We start from the raw sequence: 23304 nt of genomic DNA, 5'->3' as shown, positions 1-23304 counted from the left end.
GCAACTCGACCTCGATGTGCCGGAGTTCGCCGTGACCGTGGAGGCGCAGTGATTCCTAGATACGAGTACCGAGCCCTGCTGGCCTGCGACATCGCCGGCTCCGCGGGCCGCGGCGAGCGGCGGTTGCAGGAGATCCGCGGCGCGCTGCGTTCCGCCCTTGCCGACGCCCTGGGCGCGGTGGACCTGGACGTACGGGACTTCACCTACGGCGACACCGGCGACGGCTGCCGGCTCGTCGCACCGGCCCGACTGCCCAAGGCGGCCCTGCTGTCTCCGCTGCTCCCGGAGCTGGCCGTACGCATCCGTGCGCACAACCGGCAGGCCGGCGCGGACACCCGGCTACAGGTGCGGGTCGCGGTGCACGCGGGCGAGATCCGGCTCGACCCGGACGGCGCCGTCTCCGGCGCCCCCTTCGAGGCGCTGGCCCGACTGCTCGACTCGGACCCGCTCCGCCGCGCGACCCTGACCGGCACCGGCGGCACCCCGCTGGCCGCGATCCTGTCGCACCACGTCTACGACGACACCGTCGGGCACGGCCACGAGGGGCTCGACGCCGACGCCTTCACCGCCGCCGACGTGCGCGTCAAGGAGTACGCCGCGCGCGCCTGGCTCTGGTACCCGGGCAGCCCCATCGGACCACGCGCCGGCTCCGACCCGGTCTCCGGCCGCGACTCCGACTCCGCCTCCGTCGATCGGCCCGCGCCGCGACCAGAACGTCCCGCACCGTCCGAGCCACGTACCGCCTCCGTCGAGCAACTCGTCCGGGCCACGGGCCACGCGACGGTCTTCGCCGCTCACCGGGGCGACCAGTACATCCGCCACAACGACCGAGGTTGATACCCGCTGATGAACGAGGAACTCACCGCGCTGGCCGCAAGCGGCGCCACCGCACTGGTCTCCGCCATGGGCACGGATCTCTGGCAGGAGGCCAAGCGGCTGATGAGCCGCGTGCTCTCCCGGGCCCGCGGCAGCCGCAGCAACGAGCTGACTGTCGCGCTGGACCGGGCATCGACCGCCACGAGGGGAGCGGTCGATGCCCGGGCCGTGGACTACTGGACCGAGGCCCTGTCCCGGCTGCTCGACGGGGACCCGGGTCTCGCCCAGGACGTCAGTGCCCTGGCCTCGCTGCGCACCCCGGAAGGTCCTGACAACGTGACCCAGCTCAATTTCGCGAGCAATTCGGGTGAGGTGTACGCGGTGCAGAACGGCAGCCAGCACTTCGCGTCCGGGCCGACGCCCCACGAGCGCGGGGAACGGCCGTGAGCCGGGCCGACGGCCGGCGCGGCGCACTCATGGACGGGCGGCTGCGGTGGGTGCTGTTCGCGGCCGTCGTCATCGGCGCCTTCTTCGAAGTCGGCGCGGAACACCGGCGGTTCGGCCCGCTGGTGGACGCCTTGGCCCTCGCGGCCGTGGGGGTGATCGGCGCGGCGGCCGTGCTGGGCTCCGCGCCCGCGGCACGGTCGGCCGAACAGCGGGATCGACCCGCCCAGGAACCCCGCCCCGGCACGACACTTCCGATCTGCCGCTACGCCGCCGGGCCCGCGGCGCCCCAACCCCAGCCCCAACCCCCAAGGCCCCGGCCCTTCCTGCGCGAGCAGCCGACCGACCTGAGCGTCCCCCGCTTCGGCGACGGCGCCCGCGCCCAGGGCTACCGCTGGCTGCTGCCGGAGCGCACCGTGCAGAACGGGATCGCCGCCGACGAGGCCACGGTCGGTTCCTTCACCCTCCGCGCGGCCTCCGTCATCGGTCCTGGCCACCGCTGCGCCCAGCCCGCCGAGCCGCGCCAGGACTCCTACCGGATCGGACGAAGCGGGGACAGCCGGTACGCGATCGTGGCCGTGGCCGACGGCCTGTCGAGCGCGTCCCGGTCCGACGCCGGGGCCACCACGGCCTCCAGCCAGGCCGTCACCCTGTTGCGCGAGCAACTCGAGTCCGTGGGATTCGGCGGGCTCGACGCCAAGGACCTGTACGGGCGGATCGCGCAGTCGATCGCCGCGCACGCGAGCGGCCGGGGCGTCGACACCTCGGAGCTGGCCACCGTGCTGATCACCGCGGTGCTCGCCGAGCCGGACGCGAACGGCGTCGCGCAGGCCTGGATCGCGTGGCTGGGGGACAGTTCGGCCTGGACGCTCGACCCGCGTGTCCCGTCGTGGCGGTTCGCGGCAGGCGAGGCCAAGGACCGTACGTCCGCCGTGGTCTCGAACGAGGTCGCCGGCCGACTGCCCGACACCCCGCAACTGGTCGGGGACGTCTACGTCCCGCTGGCTCCCGGCGCCGCCCTCGCCCTGGTCACGGACGGGATCGGCGACGCGTGGGCGGACCCCGCGGGCAACGTCAACGAGTACTTCGCGAACGCCTGGCGTGCGCCGGTCCCGGCGACCCGGTTCACCGCCGACGTCGGCTTCGACGCGCCGCAGTGCCTTGACGACCGTACGGCGGTCGTGGCGTGGAACGGGGGCCGGGCATGACGGAATCCCCTCTCGCCAGCGGTGCCGGTGGCAGTCCGGCGGCCGATCCACGCGGCTTGGCGTTGCCGCGCACCGTGAGTGTCGGCGATCTCGGCCCGCTGGCCGAGCCGATCTCCGAACACAACGGCCAGGCCGTCGCCGTACGGCCGTTGACGAACCATCCGGGCTGGCTGGCCAAGCTCTACCGGCCGGACCAGCACCCGGAGGACGCCCAGCGGCTCGACCTGCTGATCGCGGCCCCGGACACACTGCCGGAGGAGGAGCGCGCGCTCCTGTACGCCGGTACGTGCTGGCCCGCGGCCCGGATCGAGGAGCCCGGCAACCCGGCCGTCGGCTGCGTGATCCCGATGGCGCCCGAGGAGTACCGGTGCGAGCTGCGGCGCGGCGCGTTCAGCGAGCGCCGCTTCGTGGAGATCGACTGGCTGGCGAAGTCCGACGAGTCGATCCGGGGCGTCGGCCTGCCGTCCCCCGGTGCCGCGGGCAGGCTGGACGCCTGTCGCCAACTGACGCGGCTCGCCGCCATCTTGGAGAGCCTGGGCCTGGTCTATTCGGACTGGTCGTTCTCCAACGCCTTCTGGAGTCCGGGCCGCAGCTCCGTGTACCTCATCGACGTCGACGGATGTCAGCCGGCGAAGATGCCCGACATCCACCAGCCGAACTGGGCCGACCCACTCACACCGCCGGGCACCGACGCGGACGAGTACACCGACCGCTACCGGCTCGGACTGCTCGTCGCCAAGTGCATGACGGGCCTGCGTGACGCGCACACCTTCCACACCGTCGCCGCGTCCCCCTGGCCGAGCCGGCCGGCCGTCTCCGAAGTGCTGCTCGACATGCTGCTCGCGACCGACCGCGAGCGACGCCCCTCGGCCGCCCAGCTGAACCAGGCGCTGAACGCCGGCCCCTATCTCAGGGCCACACCACGCCCGACACGCACCAAACTGCCGCCGCTGCCTGCGCGGCCCACGAAGCTCCCGGCTCCGCGACCGCCCGCCGTCTCTCAACAGGCGGCGAAGGAAGCCGAGTTGGGTTCCCAGAAGCCATCCGAGACCGCCACCCAGGTCGGCTGGGTGCTCGTCCTCGTCCTCGCCGCGATCCTGCTGATCGTGATCGCCGCCAACCACTAGCTCAGAGGTGCACCATGTCACTCTGCCTGCCCACCTACGTCGTGATCGACGCGTCATCGTCGATGAAACAGCACGAGGCAGTGCTCAACGCGACCCTTGCCCGTCTGCACTACAACCTGGCGACGAATCCTCGTGTCTCGGAGTTCGCCCGGGTCTGCGTGGTCGCCTTCTCCACCGATGTGCACGTGGTCATCCCGATGTCGGACATGGAGCAGGTACCGGTCATGCCCGAGGTGATCTGCGGCGGACGCACGGAGTACGGCAAGACCTTCGACCGGGTGCGGGAGTGCATCGAACAGGACGTCAGCGACCTGAGAACGCAGAACCTCGACGTGCTGCGGCCGACGGTCTTCTTCCTGACCGACGGTGTGCCCACCGACGCGCACTGGCGGGACCCGTTCCGCACACTCGTGAACCGGGACTGGCCGCGCCATCCGCATGTGATCGCCTACGGCTTCGGCGGCGCGCAGCGCGACGTACTGGAACAGGTGGCCACCAAGGCGCTGTTCATCGCCGACGGTTCGGACACCGAGTCCGCGCTCAGCGCGGCGATCACCGGTCTGCTGAACACCCTGATCGCCTCGTCGCAGAGTGGCCACATGCGGATCGACACCAACGTCCAGGGCTTCAACTACGTTGAGGTCGCCCAGGAGTACGTGGACTGATGACGGACATCGAATCGCGTGCCACGGCGACCCGTCGTCGGCGCGCCTCCACCGGACTCACCGCGCTGGCCGTGGCACTGCTCGTCTGCGGCGCCGCGGTCGAGGCGACGGGCCACCTTCTCGACACCCCAGGCAACGGGAGTGGGAACGGGAGCGGAAGCGGCCCGCGCCCGGCGACGACCGCGCAGCCGAGCCACACCCGCTCCCGCGCAGCCGAGCCGACACACACGCCGCCGCATTCGCCCCCGCCGGACCGCCGACTCCCGACCGCGCCCTCCCTTCCGCCCAGTCCCACGCCCACTGCTGCCAGTGGTCCGTGGAACGGGCGATAGAAACGGGCGATAGAGAGGTCAGATGCGGTCAGACGCCCTGGGCCGGCTCCTCCGCCCGCTGCCGCAGCAGCTTCTTGTCGGGCTTGCCCGCGTCCGTCAGGGGCAGCGCGTCCACGAAGGTGATGTGGGCCGGTTCGTACATCGGGCCGCGCTGCCCGCGCACCGCGGCCCGCAGCTCCTCCGCCTCCAACGCGACGCCGGGCGCGGCTACGACCGCGGCGTGCACCTGCTCCATGCGGTCGGTGTCCCGGACGCCGAAGACCGCGCTCTGCGACACCTTCGGGTGCGAGTTGAGCAGGTCCTCCAGCTCGGTGGTGTACACGTGACCGCCGACGACCACGATCATGTCCTTGAGCCGGTCGACGACGGTGATGTAGTTGTCCTCGTCGAGGAAGCCGATGTCACCGGTGTGCAGCCACCCGTTCCGCAGCACCTCGGCGGTCAGCTCCGGCTGCTTCCAGTAGCCCGTCATCGTGCCCTCGGACCGGATGCAGATCTCGCCCAGTTCGCCGACCGGCAGATCCTTGCCGTCGGTGTCACGGATGGCGACCTCCACGCTCGGCAGCACCTTGCCCGCGGAGCGCATCCGCTCGGGCCGGTCCAGGTCGTGGTCCGCGGGGGTGAGGACGCTGATGCCACCGGCCTCGTTCTGCCCGTAGAACTGCAGGAGTACGGGCCCGAAGCGGCGCACGGCGTCCGAGATCCGCGCGGGCGACGCCTGGCAGCCGCCGTACGTCAGGCCGCGCAGGCTGCTGAGGTCGCGGCGCTCGGAGTCCGGGTGGTCGAGGAGCTGATAGACGAGCGGCGGCAGCAGGAACAGGTGCGTGATGCGCTCGCGCTCGATGGTGGCGAGCACCTCGCCCGCGTCGAAGTCGTCTTGCAGTACGACGGTGCCGCCGGCCTGGAGGACGCCGTCCGCCAGCATGCCCGCGGCGTGCGCGAGGGTGGTGCAGGCGAGCTGCCGCGGCGCCTCCTGCTCCGAAGGGGTCGCTTGAGCCACCATCCGACGCATCCGGTTGACCTGCTCGAAGGTGGTGACGATGCCCTTGGGGTGGCCCGTCGTGCCACCGGTGTGCCGGATGGTGCAGATGTCGTCGGGGCGGGCGCGGGACACGAACGGCTCGTCGGGCTGCTCGGTGGCGAGCGCCAGCAGATCCTGCCCGATCTCGCGCTTGGACTCGCCCAGTACGAGTACGTGCCGTACGGGCGCGGCCTCGGTGATCTCCGCGGCGCGGTCCGCGTAGTGCGGGTCGACGATCAGTACCTGGGTCTCGACGTCCTGAACGATCGCAGCCTGAACGTCGGCCGACAGCTTGTTGTAGAGGTGGTTGACCCGGCAGCCCACGAGGTTGGCGGCGTACCGGGCCGCGACGGTCTCCGGCAGGTTGCCGCTGAGCAGGGTGACGGTCGCGTCGCGCGTCACGCCCTGAGCGGCGATCGCATGCGCCATGCGGTATACCAGCGACCGGAATTGACCTGCCGTCAGCCGACGGTCCTCGTGGACCAGGACCTCGCGGTCGGGGTGGGCCGCCAGCATGTCGAGGTTGTTCTCGACGAAGGTGCGGAAGGGGCCCGACGTGTCGGACGCCGCGTCAGATATCACCGGGTCGTTCGAACTGACCTTGGATGTCTGGGGTGTTGCGGGGGTGGGGGTGGGTGCGGATGCCTCGGCAGGCATGGATCGTCCTCCTGGGGCCACCGGCCCGCCAGTCTGCGTACGCGCCGGTGGTAGTGCTTTTGTTGGGCGTGGGGGAGGCGGTCCGGAGCCGTCGGCGCATGACACCGAGCCCGGCGCGAATGGCACCCGCCCAGGAACATTGGTTGCCCCGGACAACCAAGATCCAGGCTAACTCCCCACTCCTTCCGCACGCGCCTCGGGATGGCCCGCATCCGCACGCTTGACTCCTTCTTTTCCTTTGCCCTTCCGGGATTTGACCTCTGTATCCGTCGGTACGTGCCGCAGTTCGCGGCCCTACGCCGACGTCGCGGCCTGCGGCGAGCGCAGCACCAGCAGCGTGATCTCGCTGGGCGCGAAGACGCGGAAGGGTGGGCCCCAGAAGCCGGCGCCGCGGCTGGTGTAGAGGAGGGTGCGCGGGCCGTGGTGGCTGAGGCCGGCGAGGGCCGGCTGGTCGAGGCGGACCAGGTGGTGGAAGGGCCAGATCTGGCCGCCGTGGGTGTGGCCGGAGAGCTGGAGGTCGACGCCGTGGGCCGCCGCCCGGTCGATGAACTTGGGCTGGTGGGCGAGGAGGAGCACGGGGAGTTCGGGGTCGGCGCCCTCAAGGGCTCCGGCGAGGTGGGCGCGGTGGCCGGCAAGGCCGGAGGATTCGGCCGTGACGTCGTCGACGCCGGCGACCACGAGGGTGTCACCACCGCGTTCGAGCAGCAGATGGCGGTTGCGCAGCGGCTCCCAGCCCAGTTCGTCCATCAGGTCGACCCAGCCCTGGGCCTCGCTGTAGTACTCGTGGTTACCGGTGACGTAGACGAGGGCGCGGGTCGCCTGCACGGTGCCCAGCGGGGCGGCCTGCGCGCGGCGGCGTTCGGCGGTGCCGTCCGCGATGTCGCCGGTGTGGCAGACCAGGTCGGCCTCCAGGGTGTTCACCGTCTCGCAGAGCCGCTGCGACCAGCGGGCGCGGTCGAGAGGACCGTAGTGGGTGTCGGTGATCAGGACGACGCGGGTGCCGTCCAACCCGGCGCCCAGGCGCGGGAGTTGTACGTCGAGCCGTCGCACGCGCGGCACGCGCTTGGCCTCCGCGTACCCCCAGGCGAGCAGCACGGCGGACACACCGAGGACGGCCCACGTGACGATGCGCGCCCGGCCCTGACCGTCACCGACGCCGGCCACGGTCAGGGCGAGCCGCAGCAGAACGCCGAGCAGCACGGACCACGTGAACAGGACCCAGATGGAGCCCAGCAGCGTGTCACCGACGATCGCCGCGCGGTCCTGCTGGCGCCGTCCGTGGCCGCGCATCATCGTGAGCGGCATCCCGATCATGCCGAGGGCGAGCAGCACGGTGCCGATCGGCGTCACGGGGGCCGGCCAGTGCTGACCGGCGTACAGAAGGACCCAGCACGGCACCGCCCACAGCAGGACGGGGGCGATCAGGGGGATGTAGCGCATCAGGCGCTGAAGCCGGCTCCGTGGCGCCTCGCCTCGCCCTTTGTCGTCGGCGGCGGATCGGGTGTCGCTGGTCTCGGTCACGCTTCCCCTCCAGTTCCGGAGCTTCTTGGAGAGCTCATTGTCCGCCGTCGGGGAACGGGCGGTGTTCGGGCCCCGGTCCTGGCGTCCGCCCAGCCGTCGGCGCGAACGGGTCCAGTACCATCGCGCCCATGCGGCCTGCCGAATACACCGATGAGGACCTGGAGCAGCACTCCCTGCGCCGACGTGTCGCGGACGACGGACAGCGGTCGGGGTTCGAGCACGATGTGGACCGCATCCTGTACTCGACGCAGTGGCGGGCGCTCGCGGGCAAGAGCCAGGTCGTCGCGAGCAGCGAACTCGGCGCCTACCACACGCGGCTCACCCACTCGATGAAGGTCGCGCAGCTGGGGCGGCGCATGGCCGAACGGCTGGAGCGCCGCTACGGCGGACCGAATCCCGCACTCGTCGAGGCGGCCTGCATGGCGCACGACATCGGGCACCCGCCGTTCGGCCACGCCGGCGAGATGGCGTTGCGCGCGACGATGGACGAACTGCACGCCGGACACGGCGTCCTCGACAGCTTCGAGGGCAACGCCCAGACCCTCCACATCCTCACCTTCCTGGCCGCCCACAAGTACGCGGGCCATCGCGGACTCCACCTGTCCCGGGCCTGCCTGGACGCGGCCACGAAGTACCCGTGGGAGCGCGCCCCGCGCGACGTGGACCCGGCGCGGCACGCCAAATGGGGCGTCTACGCGGTCGACCGGGAGGCGTTCAGGTGGGTGCGCGCGGGCCGCGACGACGACTCGGTGCCCATCGAGGAGCAGCTGATGGACTGGGCCGACGATGTCACCTACGCCTGCCATGACGTGGAGGACTTCTATCGCGCCGGGCTGATCCCGCTGGCCGCGCTGTTTCCGTCACCCGGGGCCGCGGGCGGCGACACGGAGCGCGAGACGCAGCGCTTCCTGGACTACGTCTCGGCCAAGCGCCACCGCGCGGGCGCCGGTTTCGACCGCGACGAGGCGGTCCACATCCTGGCCGGCATCGCCAAGGCGCTGTCGATCGCCAAGCCCCACGGTGGCCGCCACGCGGACGATGTCGCCCTCAACGCCCGCACCGCCAAGCTGATCGACCACTTCACCCGCGACATAGACCTGGAGGTCGGCGGCGCGGCCGCGATCCGGTACGGTGCCCGCCTCGTCGTCCCCACCGAGCGTCGGACGGCCTGCGAACTGCTCAAGGAACTGGTCTGGTGCTACGTCATCGACCGTCCGGCCCTGGCCACCCAGCAGCACGGCAAGCGCCGCATCGTCTCCCAACTGCTGCGCTGGACCCACGAATCCCCGCACCTGCTGCCCACCGGCCGCGCCGAGGAACTCGACCTCCACGGCGACCCGCTGCGCGCCGCGGCCGACCACGTCGCGTCGCTGACGGAGGGGCAGGCCGTCTCCCTGCACCGGCGCCTGTCGGGTGTCGGCCTCGGATCCGTGACCGACGGCGACTGGCTCTGACCCGTACCGCGGTTCAGTCGTTCTCGACCCCGCCCTCCAGGAGCGCCAGGGCGTAGCGGGCGTGCTGGTCGCACAGGTCCTGTTTGGTCAGCCGGCCTTCCGGGCGGTACCACGTGGCGATGGTGGAGCACATCGCGAGGATGCTGCGCGCCGCGTCCCGTGGGTACGGGGTGGTGAAGGCGCCGGACGCGGCGCCCGCGGCGACCAGCTCCTCGAAGATCTCCTGGTTGCGGTCGCGTTCGGCGACCACCTGGGCGCGCTCCTCGCCCTCCAGGTGCCGCACCTCGCTCAGCGCGATGAGCATGGCGGTCTGGTAGTCCGCCACAAAGCTCACGTACGCGCGTACCGCCGCGCCCAGTTGCTCGGCCACTTCCTTGCCCGCGGTGTCCACCGCCGATGTCACCTGCGCGGACAGCAGCGCGTTGGCGCGGTTCAGGAGCTCCGCGAGAAGGCGGGCCTTGGACGGGAAGTAGTTGTAGAGGTTGGACAGGCTGGTGCCCGCGGCGCGGGCGATGTCCCGCATCGAGGCGCCGTTGAAGCCGCGCTCCGCGTACAGCCGCAGCGCGGCGCGGAGGATGGCCGCCTCATTGCCCCGGCCGGAGTCGCCGATCAGGTCCGGTACGGGAGAACGATCGTTCATGCGGGGAGGCTACGGGCCCCTCCTGGAAAGGTCAACGCACCTATTGACGGGCGGACTTGTGCGCTGCTTCTCTACGCATGAACGTTCGTTCTTGTCGCGTTCGTTCTTGTCGGAGTGGATGAGAGAGGGGTGACGATGGATGGAGTCGCGCGTGGCAGCATCACAACCGGCGGCCCGTACGCAGTCCTTGTACTTCGAGGACTTCCGGCCCGGCCAACGCTGGACCAGTGGCACGCGCCGGATCACCGCCGACGATCTGGTGGCATTCACGGAACTCAGCGGTGATCGGCACCCGTTGCACACCGACCCCGAGTGGGCGGCGCGGACGCGCTTCGAACGGCCGGTGCTGCACGGGCCGTTCGGCATCGCGGCGTTTCTCGGGTTCCTCCACGACATGGGCCTCGCGGGTGAATCCGTCATCGCCCTGCTGGACACCAACTGGCGCTACCTGAAGCCCTCGTACGTCGGTGACACCCTCCAGTGCACGCTCACCATCACCCGCTGCCGCCGCACATCCGACCCGCACCAGGGCGTGGTCCACCGGCACGTGGTCCTCGAAAACCAGCGCGGCGAGCGCGTCCAGGAGGGCACCAGTGCGGTCCTGGTCGGCGCCCGTGGTGCGGGGCCCGACCCGACCGCCCTCGCGCCCGGAACCGTGGAGTGGGGGAGCGCCCTCGCGGAACTCCTCGCCCAGGACGAGCGGTTCGCCGCCGTGACCGCCACGTGGGACGGCGCCATCGGGCTCCGGTCGGGAGACAGCGAGGTGCAGTTGCGCGTCTACCTCGGCCGCGTCGTCGACGTCGCCCGCCGCACCCCGCACGGGCCGACCTTCACCCTCGCCGCCGACGAGCTGACCTGGACCGAACTGCTCACCGGGGAGCGCAACGACCTCGTCGCGCGCATGATGCGCGGACAGTTCCACGCCACCGGCGACGCGTACGAGTACCTGCGCCTGACCAAGGTCCTCCACCTCATCACGGACGCGGCACGGACACTGGCCGAGGAGGCGCGCGCATGACCCGCATCCGGCACGAAGCCCGCTACCTGGAGATCGACGGAGTACTCGGCTACGTAGAGGAGGTGTACGCCGAGCGGGCGGAGGGTGGCGCCCCCGTGCTCTGCCTGCACACGGCCGGGCAGAGTGGTGTGCAGTGGCGCCGCACCACCGACGAGCTGGCCGCGTTCGGCTACCGCGTGATCGTTCCGGATCTGCCGGGACACGGCCGCTCCGAGCCCGCCCGCTCAGGCCCGGTCGAGGACCTGTCCCAGTACGCGGACTGGTGTCAACACCTCATCGCTGCCCTTAAGTTGGAGCGGCCGTACGTCGTCGGGTGCTCCATCGGTGGCAAGATCGCACTCGACCTGGCGGTGCGGGCGGGGGAGGGGCTGGCCGGTGCCGTCGTCCTGGCGGCCGAGGCCGGACCCGGGCGGGTCAACGTGGCGGGGCTCCGCCGTGAACTGCAGGACCTGGCCGCGCCCAGCCGCTCCGACCGGACGTACCTGGGCACCCTCGCGGTCGTCGGCTCCGCCGCGCCGCCCGCCACGGCGGAACTCATCGCCACCATGCACCGCCGCGAGGACCCCGCCGTCTCCAGCGCCGACCTCATCGGCTGGGGAACGCACGACGTACGGGAAGGGCTCGAAGACACGCGCTGCCCCGTCCAACTGGTCGCGGGCGCCGATGACTTGTGGCTCGACCCCGAACGGCTGCGGCGGACGGCCCAGGCGCTGCCGAACGGGCGGCACGTGCTGCTGCCCGGCGTCGGCCACTATCCGATGGAGGAGCTCGACGGCTTCGCGGGCCTGCTGCACGGCTGGCTGGGGCAGCTGTCCGGGGCGAAGGCGCCCGACGGGCCCTCCCACGGCGCGGGCGCCGTCTCGTCAACCGCACGGTGAAAGGACTCCGATGACCACGCTCACCGACCTGCTGTCCGGGCTCGTGGACCGCGACCCCGACGCCGTCCTCGCCATCGACGCGGGCTCCGATTCCGGTTCCGGCGAGGGCACGACCGTCACCCGCCGGGAGTTCCAACTGCACGTCGCACGGCTGCACGCGGACCTCGCCGACGCCGGAGTCGGCCGAGGCGACTGTGTCGCGGTGTGGCTGCCGAACTGGTCGTCCGCACTGGTCTGGCAGTTCGCCGCCGCCGGCCTCGGAGCCCACGTCATCGGGGTCAACACCCGTTACAACGTGGACGAGTTGGTGCACGTACTCGACCGTGCCCGCCCGCAGGTCATCGCCCTCGCGCACGACTTCCACGGCCTCGACCTGGCCGGCATCCTCCGCCGCGCCCTGCCCCGCACCACCGCGCCCACCCCCGTGGTCGCCGTCGTCCCGGGCCCGGACGCGGACCCGCCGGCCGACCCCTCCGCGTACGACGTGGGCTCCGGTGCCTGGACACCCCGCAGCGTCACCGGAGGCACCACCGCCCCGCCCGTGCACACCGGAGACGAACTCACCGTCGCCTTCACCACCTCCGGCTCCACGGGCCGGCCCAAACTCGCCGCGCACCGCGAGTCCGCCGTCGTCGCCCACGCGCAGGCCGACGCCCGAGCCCTCGGCATCGAGGACGGCGACGTCGTCGGCTGCATCCTGCCGCTCTCCGGCACCTTCGGCTTCACCACCGCCATGGCCGCCATCGCGGGCGGCGCCGCCTGCCTGCTCGAACCCGTCTTCCAGGAGGACACGGCGCTCGCCGGTCTCGCCCGGCACGGGGCGACCCACCTCGTGGGCGGCGACGACATGGTCTCCCGGCTCGTCGACGCCTGGCGGCGCGAGCCGCGCGACCTCTCACGGCTGCGCTGGCTCGGCATGGCCGACTTCCTCGGCCGGACCCGTGACATCGCCGCGTGGGCGCGGAAGGAGTTCGGTACGCACACCTCCGGTGTGTACGGCTCCTCGGAGGTCTTCGCCCTCGCCCTGTGCTGGCCGACCGCCGAACCCGCGCCGCGCCGCTGGACGGGCGGCGGCCATCCGGTGTCACCGGACATCGCCGTACGGGTGGTGGAACCGGAGACCGAAGAACCCGTACGGCCCGGCGGCCAGGGCGAGTTGCAGCTGCGCGGCCCCAACGTCGTCGACGCCTACCTGGGCGATCCGGAGGCCGCCGAGCGTGCCTTCACCCCCGACGGATGGTTCCGCACCGGGGATCTGGCGACGATCGCCGAGGACGGGGCCGTCGAGTACGTGTGCCGGATGGGCGACGTGCTGCGGCTGCGCGGCTTCCTCGTCGACCCGGCGGAGATCGAGCAGCGGCTGGCCGCGCACCCCGCCGTAAGGACCGCGAAGGTCGTCGGCGCGCGCGGCCCGGACGGCGCGCCGCAGGCCGTGGCCTTCGTCGTCCTCGACACACCCACCGAACCCGAGGGTCTGCGGGAGTGGTGCGCGCAGGGCCTGGCCCGCTTCAAGGTCCCTGCGGCCGTGCACGTACTGGACCGCATGCCCACCACCTCGGGCACGAACGGCACGAAGATCCGGGCCGCCGCGCTCCGCGAACAGGCCCAGCAGCTCCTGAACCAGCAGCTCCCGACAGGAGGCGACCAGCGGTGACCAGCAGCGGAACGCGCGACAGCGGAACGCACGGCAACGGAATGCGCCGGCTCGCGGGGGCGGCCGTCCTCTCCACGGCGCTGGAGTGGTTCGACTTCCTCATCTACGCCACCGCCGCGGCACTCGTCCTCGGGGACCTGTTCTTCCCCTCCTTCAGCGACATCGCAGGAACCCTGGCCTCCTTCGCGACCTTCGCCGTGGGCTTCGTCGCGAGGCCGCTCGGCGGGATCGTCGCCGGCCACCTCGGCGACCGGTTCGGGCGCAAACCGCCACTGGTGGGGGCGCTCGTGGTGATGGGCATCGCGACGTTCGGCGTCGGTGTGCTCCCCACGTACGACACCGTCGGCATCTGGGCACCCGTACTGCTCGTACTCCTCCGCCTCATCCAGGGGCTCGGCGTCGGCGCGCAGTGGGGCGGCGCGGCGCTGCTCCTCACCGAGCACGCGCCCGTGGAACGCCGCGGCTTCTACGGGAGTCTCGTCCAGACCGGCGCCATCATCGGCGCGGTCGCGGGCAACGCCGTGTTCCTGCTGCTCACCGCGACCCTGTCCGACACGGCGTTCACCAGCTGGGGCTGGCGGATCCCCTTCGTCACCGGCCTCGCCCTGGTCGCCGTCGGCCTCTACGTACAGCTGAAGATCGAGGACTCGCCGGTCTTCCAGGCCATGCGCGACCAGTCCGCGCAGGCCGAGCACACCGCCGGGGTCCGCAAGTCTCCGCTGCGCCAGGCCCTGCGCCACCACTGGCGGGCCATCCTCCAGGCATCCGGCGCCTTCTTCGTCGTGAACGCCACGTTCTACATCCTGATCAGCGGCATGCTCGACTACGGCACCACGCACGCCGGCCTCTCCCGCACCACCACGCTGCTCTGCGTCCTCGGCGCCGGTGCCACCCAGATCGTCACCATCCCGCTCTTCGGCGCGCTCTCCGACCGCTGGTCCCGCCGCAAGCTCTACCTCACCGGCGCGGCGCTCATGGGCCTCTTCGCCTTCCCGCTGTTCTGGCTGATCGACACGGGATCGGCGCCGCTGACCTTCCTCTCCCTGCTGACCGGCTTCACGATCCACGCCACCATGTACGGGCCGCAGGCCGCCCTGTATGCAGAGATGTTCCCGGCGGAGGTGCGCTACTCCGGCGCCTCCCTCGGCTACCAGACGGCCTCGGTGCTCGCGGGCGGCCTCGCCCCGTTCCTCATGACCGCGATGCTGGCCGCGACGGGCTCGTCCTGGTCGGTCTCCGCGTACATCCTGCTGCTCTCGGTCCTGACCTTCGTCTCGGTCTACACGATCCGGGAGTCCTTCCGCCGCGACCTGTACGCGGCGGGGTCGCAACGCGTGGCGGAGCCCGCCCTGCGCCTCGACTGAGGTCGCGGGGCGGAGCTCGCGTGGCGGATCAGCGCAACCCGGCGAAGAGGTCGTTCTCGGGTGTGGGCGCGCCCGTGGTGTCCTTGACGCGGACGAAGGTCTCCAGGCCCATGAACTCGCCGAACCGCTCCTTGCCCATCTTGAGGAAGAAGATGTTCTCGCCCTGGCTGGCGTGCGCGGCCAGCGAGTCGAACTTCTGGTCGCTGAACGCGGTGGTGTCCACCCACGTGGTGATCTCGTCGTCCGGGAGGCCGATGTCGGCCATCGCGGCGGTCTCGGCGGGGTCCGGCTCCGGCATGTCCGGGTGGAACTCGCGCAAGATCTCGCCGAACCGCTGCATACCCGAGCGGGGCATCGTCGTCCAGTACACCTTCGGCGTGAAGTCGATCATCTCCAGGGCCGCCATGGTGATGCGGTTGGCCTGGATGTGGTCGGGGTGGCCGTAGAAGCCGTTCTCGTCGTACGTGACGACCACGTCGGGGCGGTAGTGGCGCATGAGCTCCGCGAGCCGGGCGGCGCCCACCTCAACGGGGGTCTGCCAGAAGGATTCGGGGGCCTCGTTGCTCGGCCAGCCGATCATCCCGGAGTCGGCGTAGTCCAGCGTCTCCAGGTTGCTGATCTTCAGGACCTCGCTGCTCGTCTCCAGTTCCTGGCGGCGCATTTTGACGACGGCTGCGGGATCGTGGCCGGGTTCGCCGGGCTTGACGCCTCCCGGCCCGTCACCGCAACCGCCGTCGGTACAGGTCACGAGCACCGTGCGGATGCCTTCCGCCGCGTACCGCGCGAGGACCCCTCCGGTGCTGGTGGCCTCGTCGTCGGGGTGGGCGTGCACGGCCATGAGCGTCAAGGGTCGGTCGGTCATGAAGAGGTCCTCCTGCGGAAACATGTCTGATCGGAGCGCGCGGTGGATGCGCCGCGCCCCTGCAGATGCAACCGCGCGGGACGGGCCTGCTGTTCCCGAGGCGACCGATCAGGTCAGTTCCTCTCAGGCCAGTTCCTCTCAGGTCAGTTCCCCGGCGAGCAGATCCATCAGCAGACCGTCCTCCGGTACGCCCGTCCGATGGTTGCGCCAGTATGCCCGCATGATCCCCACGGGCTTGAAGCCGACCTTGGTGTAGCTGCGGATCGCGACGGTGTTGGCCGCGGCCGGGTCGATGGTCAGCCGGTGATGACCGCGCTCCCGCACGAGCCACCCGGCCAGCGTGCGCACCGCGTCGGTCCCAAGCCCCTGCCCGTGCCGCCGCGCGGTCAGGAAGATGTCGATGCCGGCGTGCCGGAACTCCGGCTCGTTCTCCTCGTCGAACTGGATCGCGCCGATGATCTCGCCCTCGAAGACGACGGCGAGCATGTCCTCGAAACCGTCCGGCGGCGACCACCACGCCGCGACCTCCGGTTCGCTCACGATCTTGGCGAGGATCTCGCTGTCGCCGTCGCCCACGGGTCGCAGGAGGACCTTGTCCCCGTTCAGCTCCATGGGCGGCATCCTGCCTCGGGGGCGCGGGTCCCTCAACGGAATTTGTCCGGCGTGGCAAGCCCACGTCGGCCCGCTTACGCCTCCTGCTCGGCCACCCGCTGCACCTGACGGTACAAAGAGGGGAGTACCGCCAGGCAGCACACCGAGCCGAGGACGACCCAGAGTGTGGGGGCGTAGACCGTGAGTTCGCCGGTCGCCCAGGTCATCAGGACCGGGGTGGTGCCGGCGAAGAAGACGGCCGCGATGTTGTAGCTCAGTGACAAGCCGGTAGAGCGTACGCGCACGGGGAAGGCCCGTGGCAGGACCGACGAGACGACACCGGCGAAGCCCGCGACGGCGCCACACAGCACCATGTGGACCACCAAAAGCACCGGCACCTGCGGCTGGGCATGCAGCCACATCAGACAGGGCGTCGGCAGGACGATCATCGCCACCGCGCTCCCCGTGAGCAGCGGCCTGGTTCCCACGCGGTCGGCGAGGCGCCCGGCGGACAGACAGCCCGCGAGGACGACGACGTTGCCGACGAGCGAGGCGAGGAACGTCTGCTGTGCGGTGAAGCCGAGACCGGCCTCGGGCAGCTTGTAGTACGTCGGGAGGTAGATCAAGAAGGCGTAGACGCTGATGGTCCACAGCATGGAGACAAGCAGGGCGGTACCGAGCGCGGCCCGGTGCTGCGACAGGAGTACGCGCAGTGGCCCCGGCTCGTCGGCGGCGCCCTGCCCCGTCCCGTCCTGTTCCGTGAAGGCCTCGGTCTCCGGCAACTGACGGCGGATGTACACACCGACCGGAATGATCAGGAGGCCGAGGAGGAACGGGATCCGCCAGGCCCAGTCCTGCAGGGCCGACTCCGGAAAGACGGAAGTGATGATGAAGCCGACGAGGGCGGAGAGCAGATTGGAGATGCCCATCGACGCCTGCAACCAGGACGAGTACAGCGCGCGGCGGTCGGCGGGAGCGGTCTCGATCAGGAACGACGCGGCTCCGCCGATCTCGCTGCCGGTGGAGAATCCCTGGAACAGTCGGCCGATCAGCAGCAGGATGGGGGCGCCGACGCCGATCAGGGTGACCGGTGGCGCGACCGCGATGAGGAACGTGCCGATGCCCATCGCCCCGATCGACATCATCAGGGCGGCCTTGCGGCCGATCCGGTCGGCGTACACACCGCCGACCACCGCGCCAAGGGGACGGGCCACGAACCCGGCGCCGAAGACGACGAACGTGCTCATCAGCGCCGAGGTCGCGTTGTTGTCCCGGAAGAAGTTGTGGGCGATGTAGCTCGCGAAGAAGGCATAGACCGAGAAGTCGTACCACTCCATCGCATTGCCGAAGGCTGCCGCCGCCACCGAGCGGCGGGCGACCGCGCGCTCTTCGGTGACGCTCTGGGCGGCAGGCGGATGGGCGCTGGTCGTGGGGCGCGATGTCATCATGGCGCGGGTCTCCTCCTCGTGATGCTCTGCCGGGTGGCGCGTCGGACGGTGTGCCGGGCCGTCACCGGATTGCGGCGGGCTGTGCACGGTCGTCGAGTCCGGTGAGAGCGGCGGCGAGTACGTGTGTGCCGCGGGCGATGTCGGCGACCTCGGTCAGTTCCTCCGGGCAGTGGCTGCGACCACCGACGGACGGGACGAAGACCATGCCCATCGGGCCGAGCCGGGCCAGGTGGGCGGCGTCGTGGCCGGCCCCGGACGGGACTGCCTTCCAGTCCATGCCGAGTCCGTCGGCGGCACCGGCGATCAGGTCCTGCATCGACATGTCGGTGGGCACCGGGTCCTGGTCGGTCAGCCACTCGAAGTCCACGTCCACGCCGCGCTGCCGGGCTTCCCGGGCGATCTCGTCGACGATCTGCTTCTGCGCACCGCGCAGCCAGTTGCCGTCGACGCTGCGGATCTCCGCCCACAGCCGGGCCTCGTCGGTGATCACGCCCATCGAGCGTGGCGACGAGTCGATGCTGCCGAGTGTGGCGACCCCGTGCACCGGAGCCCCGCAGCCGACGCGCTCGACGGTGAGGACGGCGGCCGCCGCCGAGACCAGGGCGTCGTGCCGGTCCTCCATCGGTGTGGTGCCGGCGTGCCCGGTCTGTCCCGCGAAGTGCACCAGCAGCCGGTCAATCCCGGCGATCGCCGTGACCACTCCGATGCCGTGGCCACTGCGCTCCAGCAACGGCCCCTGCTCGACGTGCAGTTCGACATAGCCGTGGACGTCCTGGGAGCGCCAGCCGGAACCGAGCGCGGCGCCGGGGGCGAGCCCGAAGCGTTCCATGGCGTCGCCGAGGCGGAGGCCCGTGCCATCGGTGCGCTCCAGGTGCTCCGGGGCGAGGATGCCGGCGATGGAGCGCGAGCCGATGCAGGAGATGCCGAACTCGTTCGCCTCCTCGCCGAGGAAGTCGACCACCAGTAGATCGCGTTCGAGCCGGGTACCGGTCTCCCGCAGGCGCTCGGCGACCTCGATGCCGCCGATGACGCCGACGATGCCGTCGAAGCGCCCGCCCTGCCGCACGGTGTCCGTGTGTGAGCCGGTGACCAGCGCCGGTGCGGTGGAGTCCTTGCCCCGAAGCCGCCCGACGATGTTCCCCGCCGGGTCGACCACGGTCTCCAGGCCGGCCTCCGTCATCTGGGCGCGCACCCACTCCCGCGACGCACGGTACGGCTCCGAGAACACTTCGCGGCTCCAGCCGGGATGGTCCGGGTCGTGGAAGGACGCCAGCGCTTCGAGGCGCCGGCTCAGGCGCTCCGGTTCCGGCGCGAGACGGTCCAGGTCGACAGGGGTGGTCATGGCTTTCCTCGGTTCTCGGATCGGGAGGGGAAACGGGTACGCAGGCCGACGCGTTCGGCGCATCGGTCCGAACGAGCGGCGGAGGGCTGCTACTTGGCGGACGTCGGCCCGTCGGCTTCCTCGGGCGACGGACCCGGCGGAAGCCAGGAAGCAGGAAGGTCGACGGGCAGTCGGGAGGCGAGGCCCGTCGCCGCCTGCCGCAGGAGCCGGAGTACGGGGGCGGGGTCGGCGAGCGCTCCGTCCGCCGCGACGACGGACAGTGCGCACAGGCATCGCCCGCCGACCATCACCGGGACCCCGACCGCCGACATGCCGGGGGTGAGCCAGCCACGGGTGACGTGGTGGCCCTGCCGGCGGATCGACTCCAGTTCCGTGCGGAGCTGTTCGGCGTCGGGAGTCGCCGCGGTGTAGCGGAGCAGACGCCCCTCCAACACCTGGCGGCGAACCGCCGCAGGTGCCATCGCGAGCAGCGGGGTGGCACTCGCGCCGGAGTAGAGGGTGTGCACTTCACCGCGGTGGAAGGCCACACTGCCGACACCGCAGCGCCGCGAGTCCAGGCAGAGTGCCGCCGAGTGCACCCGTACGGAGAGCGCACTGCTCAGCCCGGTGGCCTCGCGCAGCTGGACGAGGAAGGGCCGGGCGACATCCACCAGGTGGTCGGGGTGCCCGGCGGCGCGGTCGGTGAGTCGTTCGCCGGGCAGCAGCCGGTCCCCGACCTCGACCAGGAACCCGGACTGCTTGAGACGCTGGGCGTACCGATAGGCGGTCGACAGGGGGATGTCGAGGCCGGCGGCGATGTCCGCGACCACGACCTGGCCCCGGTCCTGCACGAACGTCAGCACGCGCAGCCCCCGGTCGAGCGAACTGAGTCCGCCCGCCGGCCGCTCGGGGTCCTGGGCCATGGCCGTCATGGTCAGCCCCGGCGCACCTGGGCACCGCGGCCGGGCGCGGCGAGCAGCCCCTTGCCGGCATCCCAGACGACGTCGCCGCGGCTGAGCGTGAGGGTGACGCGGGCGCCCGGAACGTACCCGTCGTACGGGCTCCAGCCGGCGTTCGAGTACTGTGCCGTCGCCTCGATCTGCCAGTCGGGAGAAGGAGTGAGAACCATGAGGTCAGCATCGTAACCAGGCTTGAGCCGACCCTTGCGATCGCCGATGCCGTACCGGTCGGCCGGGTTCTCGGTGAGGGCCGACACCGTGCGGGAGAACTCCTTGCCCGCACCGTATCGACGGAGGCAGGCGCCGAGCGTGGTGGCGACCAGGGTCTGGGTGCCCGGGGTGCCGGAGCTGTTGTCGAGGATGCGCTCATGGTCCTTGAGGGAGCTGGGCCATGGTGCGTGGTCGGAGGAGATGACGGACGCGGCGCCGGTGATCACGGCCTGCCACATGGCCTCGCGGTCCGCCGGGCCGCGCAGCGGTGGGTTGATCTTCAACCTGCCGCGCTGGCGCACCATGTCCTCCTCGGTGAGGAGCAGGTAGTGCGGGCAGGTCTCGAAGGTGACATCCACGCCCTGGCCGCGGTACCAGCTCACCAGGTCGGCGGACCGGCCCGTGGAGAGGTGACACAGGTGGAGCGCGTTGCCGCGGTCGGCCGCGATCTCCATCGCCGTCAGCACCCCGAGTGCTTCCGACACCGGCGGGCGCGTGCGGGCGTGTACGCGCGGGTCGGTGGACGCCCGGTTCGACTCGTCGGCGAGGAGTGCCTTGATGATCTCGTTGTTCTCGGCGTGCGTACACAGCGTGGACCCGGCCTCGCCGACAGCTGAGGCCACATTGAGCAGTTCGGCGTCGTCGATCCTCGGAAAGCGGAACGGGTCGGTGTCGAAGAGGGAAACCTTGAATCCGACCACGCCGCCGTCGACCAGCTCGCCGGCCCTGCGCCACCCGCCGCCCGGGGCGAGTGTGCCGAGGAGTGCGACATCGACGACCGCTTCGTCGGCGACCTTCTCCAGCTTCGCCTCGAGCCGCTCACGGCAGTTGACGGGCCCCGCACCGTCGAACGGCATTTCGACGATGGTGGTCACACCACCCGCCGCTGCCGCGGAGGTGGCGGCGCGCAGGCCTTCGCCCGAGTGCGAGTACGAGTGCACGTGGGCGTCGACGGCCCCGGGGAGCACGAAGGACTCCCCGACATCGAAGGCCCGTACGCCGTCGGGGTGGCCGGTGTCGCTGGGCACCGCGCTGTCGGGAACGACGGCACTCACCGTGCCGTCCCTGATGAGGACCCTTCCTCGTTCGAAGGTGCCCTCGGCTGTCTGCACCAGACCGGCCACGATCGTGTCGGCCGTCTGGAATGCGTGCTCGGAACCGCTCATGCCGAGCAGGCTAGGAAGGGCGTCGAGCTCTCCGGCAGAGGATTCCCGCGGAATGAGAAAGGACTCGGCTTCGGCCACGCCCCTACAGATGCGCCACAACCGTCTTGCCGCCCGGTGGGTGGGGGACGGTTTCCCAGTGGTCGCACAGGGCCGATACGAGGAGCAGGCCGCGGCCGGTCGTGGGGAGTGGGGCGGATGTCGGTGGGTGGTGGGGGAGGCGGTCGCCGCGGGCGTCGGTGGTTGCGATGCGGAGGTGGTGGGAGGTCGTGTCGTACGTGAGTGCCAGGCGGAAGTCGCGGCCCGGGAGGCGACCGTGGGTGACCGCGTTCGCGGCGAGTTCCGCGACGACGAGTTCGGCACGCTCCGTGAGGTCGGGCGGGGCGGCCCAGGAGTGCAGCATGGTGACGGCCAGGTGTCGGGCCAGGCGGGCGCCGCGGGGTGTCGAGGGCAGGAGGTGGGTGAACGTGCGTACGGGTGTGGTGAGTTGGGGTGCCGGGTGGTGGTTCATGGTGGCAGCGTGGTGCCCGTGATCCGGTGGGGCGAGGGGCGAGGCCCGTACGGGGAGTCAGCGTACGGGCGCGTGGGGTGGACAGTACGAGGGGGTGGTCGTCACTCTGGGTGCATGGATCGCGGCAGCTCGGCGCGATGCGACTCGGAGCAGAGGGGGCGGCGGATGGGCGGCGTCGGGGAGATCGAGGTCGGCGGGCTGTTGGGGGAGCAGGAGCGGGAACCCCAGCCGTCTGACAGTCTGCGTACGTTCGGTGCGGTCGTCCAGGCCCTGCGCGAACACGCGGGGCTGAGCAGGGAGGAGCTGGGCACGCGGGTCCGGTACTCGAAACACACCGTGGAATCGGTGGAGTTGGGGCGGCGGATGCCGGACGAGGCGTTCGTGCGCAGGGCCGAGGAGGCCCTCGGGAATACCGGCGCGCTGTGCAAGGCGGCGCGTCATCTCACGCGCGGCGAGGCGGGGTTCGCGGTGTGGTTCCGGCGGTGGGCGCGCCTGGAGCGGGAGGCCGCGGGCCTGTGCACGTACGAATGCCGACTGGTGCCGGGGCTGTTGCAGTCCAGGTCGTACGCGCGGGCGGTCTTCGAGGGCACCATTCCGCTGCGCACCGACGAGGAGTTGGAGGCGCAGTTCGCCGCGCGGATGGAGCGGCAGACGATGATGCGGGAGCGGCCGACCGTGCCGTTCGGCTTCATCGTCGAGGAGCATGTGTTCCGGCGGCGGTTCGGCGACGCGGACGCGATGCGCGAGTCGTTCGACCATGTGCTGGAGCTGACCGCGCCGCGCAATGTGACGCTGCAAGTGGTGCCGTTGGAGGGCGGGTTGCATGCCTGCCTGGATGGGCCGGTGCGAATTCTCGAGACGGATGAGGGGGGTCGGCTCGCCTACTCGGAGGGGCAGGAGAACGGGCGGATGATCTCTGGCCCGAAAGAGGTGAGTGTGCTCTGCCGTCGCTATGACACACTGCGCTCGCAGGCCCTGAACCCCAAGGAATCGCGGGCCCTGCTGGAGCGACTGCGAGGAGAGCTATGAGCAGCGTCACGACGGAACTCGCCTGGTTCAAGTCCAGCTACAGCGGCAGCCAGGGCGACGACTGCGTGGAGGTCGCCATCGCCGAACAGGCCGTCCACGTACGGGACTCCAAGGATGTCCGCCGCCCGGCCTTCGCCGTGGGGGCGGAGGGCTGGGGGCGGTTCGTGGGGTTCGCGGCGGGTGGCTGAGGGCGGTTCAGTGCGGGCCGGGGCCGCGGTCCTTGCCCGCGATGACCGGGCTGAGGGTGCGCAGGGCGAGGCCCGCGGCTATCAGTGTGAGGCAGCCGACGACGAGGCCGAGTATCGCGAGCGGGCCGAGGGCGCCGGTCATGGCGAGGGCGCCGGTGCCCGCGCCGCCGAGTGCCGCGGCGCTGGTGGGGTTTGCGTACATGGTGGTCGACTCCTTGGCCGG

24 protein-coding genes are annotated in these 23304 nt (G+C 71.2%); 13 read left to right on the top strand and 11 right to left on the bottom strand.

The features are described from left to right. The first annotated feature begins 48 nt into the window (after nucleotides 1-48). The 6 genes from ABT004_RS03050 to ABT004_RS03025 are packed head-to-tail and all read left to right on the top strand — an operon-like array spanning nucleotide 49 to nucleotide 4592. A complete protein-coding gene (locus tag ABT004_RS03050) occupies nucleotides 49-837 on the top strand; it encodes a hypothetical protein (protein WP_351331067.1) in 789 nt (262 codons plus the stop codon). Between the two features lie 9 nt (nucleotides 838-846). Next, the gene (locus ABT004_RS03045) at nucleotides 847-1263 is read left to right on the top strand and encodes a hypothetical protein (protein ID WP_351331066.1); all 417 of its coding nucleotides are present in this window, start codon (nucleotides 847-849) and stop codon (nucleotides 1261-1263) included. After that, nucleotides 1260-2468 (top strand): protein phosphatase 2C domain-containing protein, encoded by a 1209-nt coding sequence (locus tag ABT004_RS03040; RefSeq protein ID WP_351331065.1) that lies wholly within the window; start codon nucleotides 1260-1262, stop codon nucleotides 2466-2468. Before ABT004_RS03045 ends, ABT004_RS03040 begins: the two co-directional genes overlap by 4 nt. Beyond that, complete coding sequence (locus ABT004_RS03035; protein ID WP_351331064.1) at nucleotides 2465-3595, top strand: hypothetical protein; 1131 nt, start codon at nucleotides 2465-2467, stop codon at nucleotides 3593-3595. Before ABT004_RS03040 ends, ABT004_RS03035 begins: the two co-directional genes overlap by 4 nt. Nucleotides 3596-3609: 14 nt before the next feature. After that, the gene (locus ABT004_RS03030) at nucleotides 3610-4260 is read left to right on the top strand and encodes a vWA domain-containing protein (RefSeq protein ID WP_351331063.1); all 651 of its coding nucleotides are present in this window, start codon (nucleotides 3610-3612) and stop codon (nucleotides 4258-4260) included. After that, a complete protein-coding gene (locus ABT004_RS03025) occupies nucleotides 4260-4592 on the top strand; it encodes a hypothetical protein (RefSeq protein WP_351331062.1) in 333 nt (110 codons plus the stop codon). The genes ABT004_RS03030 and ABT004_RS03025 overlap by 1 nt, the downstream gene beginning before the upstream one ends. A 28-nt stretch (nucleotides 4593-4620) precedes the next feature. Here the strand turns inward: ABT004_RS03025 and ABT004_RS03020 are convergent, their stop codons facing one another. Both ABT004_RS03020 and ABT004_RS03015 read right to left on the bottom strand, forming a co-directional pair. Then, nucleotides 4621-6129: an AMP-binding protein gene (locus ABT004_RS03020; RefSeq protein WP_351331175.1), complete on the bottom strand. Its 1509-nt coding sequence runs from the start codon at nucleotides 6127-6129 to the stop codon at nucleotides 4621-4623. 435 nt (nucleotides 6130-6564) lie between these two features. Further along, nucleotides 6565-7791, bottom strand: coding sequence for a metallophosphoesterase (locus ABT004_RS03015; RefSeq protein WP_351331061.1), 1227 nt, complete (start codon nucleotides 7789-7791; stop codon nucleotides 6565-6567). Nucleotides 7792-7919: 128 nt separating this feature from the next. Here ABT004_RS03015 and ABT004_RS03010 point away from each other — a divergent pair, with 128 nt between their 5' ends. Next, nucleotides 7920-9245, top strand: coding sequence for a deoxyguanosinetriphosphate triphosphohydrolase family protein (locus ABT004_RS03010; RefSeq protein ID WP_351331060.1), 1326 nt, complete (start codon nucleotides 7920-7922; stop codon nucleotides 9243-9245). Nucleotides 9246-9258: 13 nt separating this feature from the next. Here ABT004_RS03010 and ABT004_RS03005 read toward each other — a convergent pair whose 3' ends face one another. Then, the gene (locus ABT004_RS03005; RefSeq protein ID WP_351331059.1) at nucleotides 9259-9885 is read right to left on the bottom strand and encodes a TetR/AcrR family transcriptional regulator; all 627 of its coding nucleotides are present in this window, start codon (nucleotides 9883-9885) and stop codon (nucleotides 9259-9261) included. A gap of 151 nt (nucleotides 9886-10036) precedes the next feature. Between ABT004_RS03005 and ABT004_RS03000 the strand changes: the two genes are divergently transcribed. Genes ABT004_RS03000 through ABT004_RS02985 form a run of 4 tightly spaced genes read left to right on the top strand, consistent with a single transcriptional unit; the run spans nucleotide 10037 to nucleotide 14799 of the window. Continuing rightward, nucleotides 10037-10903, top strand: a complete 867-nt coding sequence (locus ABT004_RS03000; protein ID WP_351331058.1) for a MaoC/PaaZ C-terminal domain-containing protein — start codon at nucleotides 10037-10039, stop codon at nucleotides 10901-10903. Next, entirely contained in the window at nucleotides 10900-11781 is an 882-nt protein-coding gene (locus ABT004_RS02995; RefSeq protein ID WP_351331057.1) for an alpha/beta fold hydrolase, read from the top strand. The genes ABT004_RS03000 and ABT004_RS02995 overlap by 4 nt, the downstream gene beginning before the upstream one ends. Nucleotides 11782-11791: 10 nt before the next feature. Beyond that, complete coding sequence (locus ABT004_RS02990) at nucleotides 11792-13435, top strand: AMP-binding protein (protein ID WP_351331056.1); 1644 nt, start codon at nucleotides 11792-11794, stop codon at nucleotides 13433-13435. Next, the gene (locus tag ABT004_RS02985) at nucleotides 13432-14799 is read left to right on the top strand and encodes an MFS transporter (RefSeq protein ID WP_351331055.1); all 1368 of its coding nucleotides are present in this window, start codon (nucleotides 13432-13434) and stop codon (nucleotides 14797-14799) included. Before ABT004_RS02990 ends, ABT004_RS02985 begins: the two co-directional genes overlap by 4 nt. Nucleotides 14800-14827: 28 nt before the next feature. On the opposite strand, the gene ABT004_RS02980 is transcribed toward ABT004_RS02985, so the two are convergent. The 7 genes from ABT004_RS02980 to ABT004_RS02950 form a co-directional block, all read right to left on the bottom strand. Beyond that, entirely contained in the window at nucleotides 14828-15661 is an 834-nt protein-coding gene (locus ABT004_RS02980; RefSeq protein WP_351331054.1) for a PIG-L family deacetylase, read from the bottom strand. 138 nt (nucleotides 15662-15799) lie between these two features. Continuing rightward, nucleotides 15800-16273, bottom strand: coding sequence for an aminoglycoside 6'-N-acetyltransferase (gene aac(6'), locus ABT004_RS02975; RefSeq protein ID WP_351331053.1), 474 nt, complete (start codon nucleotides 16271-16273; stop codon nucleotides 15800-15802). A gap of 74 nt (nucleotides 16274-16347) precedes the next feature. Then, nucleotides 16348-17700: an MFS transporter gene (locus ABT004_RS02970; RefSeq protein WP_351331052.1), complete on the bottom strand. Its 1353-nt coding sequence runs from the start codon at nucleotides 17698-17700 to the stop codon at nucleotides 16348-16350. A gap of 61 nt (nucleotides 17701-17761) precedes the next feature. Then, nucleotides 17762-19042, bottom strand: coding sequence for an N-carbamyl-l-glutamate amidohydrolase ErtE (gene ertE / locus ABT004_RS02965; protein ID WP_351331051.1), 1281 nt, complete (start codon nucleotides 19040-19042; stop codon nucleotides 17762-17764). An 89-nt stretch (nucleotides 19043-19131) separates the two neighbouring features. Further along, nucleotides 19132-19944 carry an IclR family transcriptional regulator gene (locus ABT004_RS02960; protein WP_351331050.1) on the bottom strand — a complete coding sequence of 271 codons (813 nt, stop codon included), beginning with the start codon at nucleotides 19942-19944 and terminating at the stop codon, nucleotides 19132-19134. Between the two features lie 11 nt (nucleotides 19945-19955). Then, nucleotides 19956-21356, bottom strand: coding sequence for a dihydroorotase (locus ABT004_RS02955; protein ID WP_351331049.1), 1401 nt, complete (start codon nucleotides 21354-21356; stop codon nucleotides 19956-19958). Nucleotides 21357-21438: 82 nt separating this feature from the next. Further along, nucleotides 21439-21864 (bottom strand): ATP-binding protein, encoded by a 426-nt coding sequence (locus ABT004_RS02950; RefSeq protein WP_351331048.1) that lies wholly within the window; start codon nucleotides 21862-21864, stop codon nucleotides 21439-21441. A 165-nt stretch (nucleotides 21865-22029) separates the two neighbouring features. Between ABT004_RS02950 and ABT004_RS02945 the strand changes: the two genes are divergently transcribed. Beyond that, the gene (locus tag ABT004_RS02945) at nucleotides 22030-22893 is read left to right on the top strand and encodes a helix-turn-helix domain-containing protein (RefSeq protein ID WP_351331174.1); all 864 of its coding nucleotides are present in this window, start codon (nucleotides 22030-22032) and stop codon (nucleotides 22891-22893) included. Continuing rightward, a complete protein-coding gene (locus tag ABT004_RS02940; protein WP_351331047.1) occupies nucleotides 22890-23081 on the top strand; it encodes a DUF397 domain-containing protein in 192 nt (63 codons plus the stop codon). Before ABT004_RS02945 ends, ABT004_RS02940 begins: the two co-directional genes overlap by 4 nt. A gap of 7 nt (nucleotides 23082-23088) precedes the next feature. Here the strand turns inward: ABT004_RS02940 and ABT004_RS02935 are convergent, their stop codons facing one another. Beyond that, nucleotides 23089-23283: a hypothetical protein gene (locus ABT004_RS02935; RefSeq protein WP_351331046.1), complete on the bottom strand. Its 195-nt coding sequence runs from the start codon at nucleotides 23281-23283 to the stop codon at nucleotides 23089-23091. Nucleotides 23284-23304 lie beyond the last annotated feature (21 nt).

The organism is Streptomyces sp. NPDC002790, assembly GCF_040295505.1.
GTDB lineage: Bacteria > Actinomycetota > Actinomycetes > Streptomycetales > Streptomycetaceae > Streptomyces.
The sequence above is the reverse complement of the archived record's forward strand: the minus strand, read 5'-3'. Positions and strand labels throughout refer to the sequence as shown.